This is a genomic window from Paraburkholderia sp. XV, assembly GCF_020177535.1.
In the GTDB taxonomy this organism is placed as follows: domain Bacteria; phylum Pseudomonadota; class Gammaproteobacteria; order Burkholderiales; family Burkholderiaceae; genus Paraburkholderia; species Paraburkholderia caribensis.
In genome coordinates this window covers 1-7,211 of sequence record NZ_JAGUUD010000211.1, presented here as the reverse complement: position 1 = coordinate 7,211, position 7,211 = coordinate 1, and the positions used below count along the sequence as shown (strand labels likewise).

Here is a 7,211-nt window from a genome sequence, read left to right as displayed (position 1 = left end):
GCGGCGGCAAAGAAAAGTAGGTGCCGCCCCGCACAGGGGCGACGCGTGAAGCACGAAGGCATAACGCGGATGCCAGCGAAAATCCAAAAAAAACCGAACAGCGTCGCAGACAAAAAACCGTGCCCAACAACAAAAAAGCCCGGCTCACTGTCACCAGCAAACCGGGCTTCGTACTACCGGAACATCAGCGCCTGGAACCCCCAGCGCTCATCCGACGCATTCGGATCAGAACTCATACCCAACCTGAGCGCGAACCCCTGCATCGCCCGTCGACGTCACCGACACTGCACCATTGACCAGCCACTTGCTGTTCCGCGAGCGGTAGGTCGCGCCGACACCCAGCGCCGCTCCGCTCTTGTACGAGCCGGCACCTGCAGCGACAACCGTGTTGCCCGGCTGCGAAGGCGTCATGTTCGGCATGGCCATTGCGGCGGCCACACCGGCGTACGAGTTTTTCGCGACCTGGTTGACGGTGTTCTGCATCGAGTTGAAACGCTGGTCGGTGTAGTCCTTGGCGCTCATGCCTGCCGGCAGATTACCCACCGCGCCCGCGACCGTCTCGTTCAACTGGTCGACATTGACGGCATCCGTGCCCTGCGTGCCGGCGGCGACATTGGTGATCTGACGCTCCTTGCCTTTCGATCCGATCGACACCGTATTCTCCCGATCCGCGACCGAGTCCGCACCCAGCGCGACCGAGTTATCCGCCGACGCTTGCGCATTCGAACCCATCGCCGTCGCGTGGTGGCCCGTTGCCTTGGCCGCTTGCGCGCTGCCGTCGCCATTCGTGGCGAACGTCGGGCTGCCCGAGGCTGCGTTCATCGCGATGTTCGTCACGTTGGCGAGCGCCGAGTTCATCTGGGCAACGTTCACGGCGTCGGTGTCGGCCGTACCCGCCGCCACGTTCGTGATCTGCCGCTCAGCACCCGTCGAGCCCACGGACACCGAGCCCGCACGGTCCGCCACCGAGTTCGAGCCTAGTGCCACCGAGTTGGCGGCCGTTGCGACAGCGGCGCCGCCGATCGCCACGGCATCGCTACCCGTCGCCTGCGAATCCGTCAGCACCGAGTTCGTGTGGAAATACTTGTTGCTCGCTGCACCGCCGATGGTGATGTTGCTCAACGCGGCGTTGATGCTGCTGATGTCCGACGCGTTCTGCGTGGTACGGGCATCGATATTCGTGATCGCGCCGCCGATGCTGCTCATCGTGATGCCGCCGATCACGTAGCTGGGTAGGGAGATCGAGCCGTCGCGGTTGACGGTCGAGCCACCGCCGATCGCGCTAGCCGTCGAACTCGCGACGTTGAAGAGTTGTGAGCCGTTGACGGCATCGGCGCTGGATGCGCTCACGTCGCCAGCGAGCAAACCTGTCAGCATGCGCGCGCCCGCCGCGCCGGTGAAGTCGACGATCGTGCCGTCGGCTGCCTTCGCGACCGTGATGTTGCGTGTGGTCGCGTCTTGCTGAACGAGGCCGACGCCGCCGCTGTTGATCGCCGTGGTCAGGTTGGTGATGTCGCTCGAGTTCTGCGTGGTGCGTGCGTCGATGTTGGAGATGTCGCTCGCGTTTTGCGTGGTGCGTGCATCGATGTTGCTGATTGCGCCACCCACGTTGCTGAAGGTGCTTCCGCCTGTTACATACGTCGGGCCCGTGACCGCACCCGTGGTGGTGTCGATGGACGCGCCGCCGCCGAGCGCATTTACCACCGGGGAGAGCTGGGAGAGGTTCACAGCGTCGTTGCCTTGCGTACCGGCGGCCATGTTGACGATCTGACGCGTGATGGCAGTCTGTACGACACCGTCCGAGGTGGTGAACGACCTCGCCGCGCCCACCGAGACGGTATTGGCACGATCGGCAAGCGAGCGAGCGCCGAGCGCTACCGAGGAATCTGCGGTTGCAACTGACCGCCCTCCCAGCGCGGAAGAATAGTAGCCGTCGGCCTCGGACCTACGGCCGATTGCCGTACTCCCGTCCGAAGCGATCGCATATGAACCCAACGCCACGGCGGCTATTCCTGAAGTCGCCTGGTAGCCAATGACCACAGTCGAATTGGGGCCGGTTACAAAGCCGGTCACCTTGGCGCCGGCGCCGATTGCGATGTCTCCGACACCCATGATCTGCGAGTCGTCCGTACCGGAATTGGTGCCGCCTGCTTTGAAGTAGCGACTAACATTGCTCACGTCGCTGCTGATGTTATTGATCTTCGCATCTTCCGCCATCAGCTGGCTCACGTTCACCGCGTCTGTCCCGTTCAAACCCGCAGCCACGTTTGTGATGCGACGCTCTGCACCCGCCTTGCCAATGGACACTTCGCCCGCTGCCGTCGCTGCCGAGATCGCCGTGCCGCCGACGGGCGCAAAGCCAGCCGTGCCGAGCGTGGTCGAGTTTGCCACCGAGTTCGAACCCAGCGCGACCGAATTGGCCGTCGCGGCCGTCGCGCCAGCGCCTACCGCCGTCGCCATCGAGCCTGCGTAGCTCGCGCCGCCCACGGCCACGCCGCCATCCGTTGCATTGGCCGAGTCACCGACGGCGACCGTGCCGTCAGCGTTCGGCGTCGCGCCGGAGAGGTTGTTTGCCGAAGCGTTCTGGCCAATCGCCACAGCCGCCTTACCACCTGCTGCATTCGTCGTTTTGGCGCCGTTGCCGTACGCGATGTCAGTCGCGAGTCCGCTGGCCGTCGAGCCACCGTCCAGCGCGCCTGCGTGCGCTGCACCCGCCACGCCGCCGAGCGTCAGCAGCACGGCGCAGCTCAGCGCACGCGCGCCGCTACGGGCCGATTTGCCCTTGGCTCGGGCGGTTTCGGCCGCGGCGATGAACGTAGCCGTCTTTGCGCACCACACAATTCGGTAGGTCTTATTCATGGAAAACTCGTCATCAAATAAATTTAGGATAACGATCTATCGTTTTGAGATTTGCGAACAAAGCGATTCCGCACATGCGTGCATGGATCTGCTGCTATCTCGATAGCCGTCGATGTCGAGTGCTCGTGGGTTTTCGGGGCATTCCGTGAACCAGCGACGAGCTCGTTTCGATGTCTCTAAATTTATTTGAGATGAGCCCGGAGATTAATGAGACAACTCTTAATCTATTCGGGAGATTCTGTATTTGTCTGATTTATTGACAGAGCGCGGCAGAAGGTCCAAAGAAAACACCCCAGCGTCGTCACCGACATCTGGGGTGTCTGTATTCGGAAGAGGGGAACTTAGGAGCAGAACTTCGTCAGCAAGCTCATCTGCGCATTGCGCGACGATTTCCCCGGCCTGCGCCGCCGATAGTGCCCATCGCTCTGCATCAACCAGGCGGCCTGGTTGTCGCCGAGAAACGCCGACAGCCCTTCCGCAATCACGCGGCGCTTCAACCGCCGGTTATTGATCGGAAACGCGACTTCGACGCGGCGGAAGAAATTCCGATCCATCCAGTCGGCGCTCGACAGATAAACCTGCTCGCGGCCGTCGTCATGGAAATAGAAGATACGGTGATGCTCGAGGAACCGCCCGACGATCGAGCGCACGGTAATGTTCTCCGACAGCCCTTCGACGCCCGGCTGCAATGCGCACACGCCCCGCACGATCAGATCGATCTTTACGCCCGCCTGCGATGCCTCGTACAGCTCCGCAATAACGGTCGGCTCCAGCAGCGCGTTCATCTTCGCGACGATCCGCGCGCGCTTGCCCGCGCGCGCATGCTCGGCTTCAGCGCGAATCGACTCGACGAGCCGCGGATGCAGCGAGAACGGCGACTGCCACAACTCGTGCAACGGCAACTCGCCGCCGATGCCCGTCAATTGCTGGAACACGTGGTGCACGTCTTCGCAGATCTTCTGATCGGCCGTCATCAGGCCGAAGTCGGTGTAGAGACGCGCAGTGCGCGGATGATAGTTACCCGTGCCGAGATGCGCGTAGCGCTTGAGAATCGACTTGCCGCCTTCCGACACGCGGCGCACGATCAGCATCATCTTCGCGTGGCACTTGTGGCCGACCACGCCGTACACGACATGCGCGCCGACGGCTTCGAGTTGCGATGCCCAGTTGATGTTCGTCTCTTCGTCGAAGCGCGCAAGCAACTCCACGACGACCGTCACTTCCTTGCCATTGCGGGCGGCCTGCATCAGCGCATCCATCAGCGGCGAATCGGTGCCCGTGCGATAAATGGTCTGCTTGATCGCAACGACATTCGGGTCCTTCGCGGCCTGCAGCAAGAGTTCGAGCACCGGCTGGAAACTCTCGTACGGATGATGCAGCAGCACGTCGCCCTGATCGATCACGTCGAACAGGCTCGCGCTGTTGGCGATCTGCGGCGGCGTCGCGGGAATATGCGGGACGAACTTCAGATCGGGCCGGTCGACCATCTCGGGCAACTGCATCAGCCGCACGAGGTTCACCGGGCCATCGACGAAGTAGCAGTCCTTCTGCGACAAGCCGCTTTCGTCGAGCAGGCGCTGCATCAGATGCGGGGGCGTTCCCGCCGACATCTCGAGCCGCACCGCATTGCCGAGATGCCGCGCGGGCAGTTCGCCCTGCAGCGCGACGCGCAGGTTGGTGATTTCGTCTTCGTCGACGAACAGCTCGCTGTTGCGCGTAATGCGGAACTGGTTGCAGCTGCGTACGGCGAGATTAGGAAACAGCTCGCCGACAAACCGTTGCAGCAGCGAACTGAGCAGCACGAAGCCATGCGGATAGCCGGACAGTTCTTGCGGCATGCGCACGAGGCGCGGCAGCGCGCGCGGCGCCTGCACGATGCCCATCACGGCCTGACGGCCGAATGCATCTTTGCCTTCCAGTTCGACGACGAAGTTCAGGCTCTTGTTCAGCACACGCGGAAACGGATGCGCGGGATCGAGGCCGATCGGCGTCAGGACGGGCAGCAGCTCATCGAGGAAGTACTCGCGCGCCCATTGCGTCTGCGCTTCGTTCCAGGCTTCCGTGCCGTGAAAATAGATGCCTTCGTCTTCCAGTGCGGGCAGCACGGTGTCCTGCAGCATCGTGTACTGTCGATGCACGAGCTTCTGCGCGCGCTCGACAACGAGGTCGTAGCAATGCTGCAACGACATGCCGTCGGGCGACAGCGCGCCCGGGTTGTCGCGCATCTGTTCCTGAAGACCGGCCATGCGGACTTCGAAGAATTCGTCGAGATTGCTGCTGGTGATGCAGATGAAACGCAAGCGTTCGAGGAGCGGTACAGCAGGGTCAGCGGCCTGCGCGAGCACGCGTTCGTTGAACCCCAGAATGCCCAGCTCGCGGTTCAGAAGAGGGTAGCGGTTGGACATCGGCGGTGAGAATGAAATGTCGGGAGTTGACTCGAAAGGACGCTCGGAAATTCTCACAGTATGATGACAGTTGCATGAAATGGCTTTTGTCATGATTTTACGCTTTTGCCGCGTCGTGTCGTAAATATGACGCACCCATGTGTGACGATATCGCTCGACAATGGTGGAGGTGACAGCGTAATGACGAGTACGCTTAAAATGGCGCTTTCGAACAGCGCGCCAGCAAAGGCTCCCCGCATGGGTGCTTTCCCCTCGCGCACGAGGTCCTCACACCCGATGGTCAATACTCCGCCACTCCTTGCCGCCGTCGATCTCGGCTCGAACAGCTTCCGCCTGATCGTGGGCCGTGTCGAGGAAACCGAAGCGGGCAGCCAGATCTATCAGGTCGACGCGCTGCGCGAACCCGTGCGGCTCGGCGCGGGCCTGTCGCGCGAAAAAATGCTCGACCGTGCTTCGCAGGAGCGCGGCTGGGACGCGCTGAAACGCTTCGGCGAACGTCTGCGCGATTTCCATCCCGATCATGTGCGCGCGGTCGCCACCAACACGCTGCGCGTCGCGAAGAATGCGCAGGAATTTCTGGGCGAAGCGGAAGCGGCGCTCGGCTTCCCGATCGAAGTGATCGCGGGCCGCGAAGAAGCGCGACTGATCTATGCGGGCGCTGCGCATTCGGTTCCGGCGAGCGCGGGCAAGCGGCTTGTCGTCGATATCGGCGGGGGGTCGACGGAATTCATCATCGGCTCGCACTACACGCCGATTCGAATGGAAAGCCTGTACATCGGCTGCGTGAGTCACAGCCGGCAGTTCTTCCCGGCGGGCAATGTCGACGAATACACGATGCGTCAGGCCGAGCTCGCGGCGTCGCGCGAGATCCAGATCATTTCGGCCGACTACCGGGCCGAGGGCTGGGACCAGGGCATCGGTTCGTCGGGCACGGCGCGCGCGCTTGCCGAACTGGTTGAGGCTAACGGTTTCAATGATCAGGGCATCACGCACGGTATTTCGCGCGGCGGCCTCGAGCGTTTGAAGCGTGCGCTGATCAAGGCGGAGAACGTCAACCGGCTCAAGCTGGTGGCGCTGAAGCCGGACCGTGTGCCCGTGCTGGCGGGCGGCCTGTCGATCATGATTGCGGTGTTCGACGAGCTTGGCGTCGAATACGTCGATACGACGGACGGCGCGCTGCGGCTTGGCGTGTTGTACGACCTGCTGGGGCGTTCGCAGCATCAGGACATGCGTACGGTTACGGTCGAAGGCTTTATGCGGCGCTATGGCGTGGATCGCGAGCAGGCGGCACGTATCGGCGAACTCGCGGTGCGCTTCTATGATCAGCTCGAAGAGCCGGATGCCGAGGTGCGTGAAGAGAACCGCATGTTCCTTGGGTGGGCGGCTGCGCTGCATGAGATCGGGCTGTCGATTTCGCACAGTGCGTATCACAAGCATTCGGCTTATATCGCGAGCAATGCGGACATGCCGGGTTTTTCGCGCACTGATCAGGCGCGGCTTGCGGCGCTCGTCGTGGGTCATGCCGGTAAGCTCGGCAAGCTTGCGCAGACGCGGGATGTCGAGTGGGATTTGTTGTTCTGTCTGCGGCTCGCGGCGCTGTTTTGCCGGCGTCGGGCGGATGCCGGGCTGCCCGGGATTACTGTCGCTGAGGCGAATGGCGGGTATGAGGTGCGGTTGCCGCAGTCGTGGGTTGCGAATAATCCGCTGACGGACTATAGCCTCATTCAGGAGGCGGCTGAGTGGGAGAAGATTCGGATGCCGTATCGTGTGGTGTACACGGAGGATTGAGGTTTTTTTGCTTTTTGGTTTTTGCCTTTTGGTTTTTGCTTTTTGCACTGGGCATTTGCCTTTTTCGCTGGCATCCGCGGTTTGCTTTTGCTTTTGCTTTCGCTGGCATCCGCGAATTGTTAGCTCGCTTCAGGCGTCGCCCCTGTGCGGGGCGGCACC

General features: G+C 62.1%; 3 protein-coding genes. 1 reads left to right on the top strand and 2 read right to left on the bottom strand.

The window, feature by feature from the left end; genetic code table 11:
• Positions 1-225 precede the first annotated feature (225 nt).
• Both KFO72_RS40910 and ppk1 read right to left on the bottom strand, forming a co-directional pair.
• The gene (locus tag KFO72_RS40910; protein ID WP_225034486.1) at positions 226-2,859 is read right to left on the bottom strand and encodes an ESPR-type extended signal peptide-containing protein; all 2,634 of its coding nucleotides are present in this window, start codon (positions 2,857-2,859) and stop codon (positions 226-228) included.
• 341 nt (positions 2,860-3,200) lie between these two features.
• Entirely contained in the window at positions 3,201-5,264 is a 2,064-nt protein-coding gene (gene ppk1 / locus KFO72_RS40905; RefSeq protein WP_054934195.1) for a polyphosphate kinase 1, read from the bottom strand.
• A gap of 237 nt (positions 5,265-5,501) precedes the next feature.
• Here ppk1 and ppx point away from each other — a divergent pair, with 237 nt between their 5' ends.
• Positions 5,502-7,052, top strand: coding sequence for an exopolyphosphatase (ppx, locus tag KFO72_RS40900; protein ID WP_224102208.1), 1,551 nt, complete (start codon positions 5,502-5,504; stop codon positions 7,050-7,052).
• Positions 7,053-7,211 lie beyond the last annotated feature (159 nt).

Bases quoted from the DNA above. Each gene is read 5' to 3' on its own strand.
- KFO72_RS40910 (WP_225034486.1), bottom strand. From the start codon at position 2,859: ATGAATAAGACCTACCGAATTGTGTGGTGCGCAAAGACGGCTACGTTC.
- ppx (WP_224102208.1), top strand. From the start codon at position 5,502: ATGGGTGCTTTCCCCTCGCGCACGAGGTCCTCACACCCGATGGTCAAT.
- ppk1 (WP_054934195.1), bottom strand. From the start codon at position 5,264: ATGTCCAACCGCTACCCTCTTCTGAACCGCGAGCTGGGCATTCTGGGG.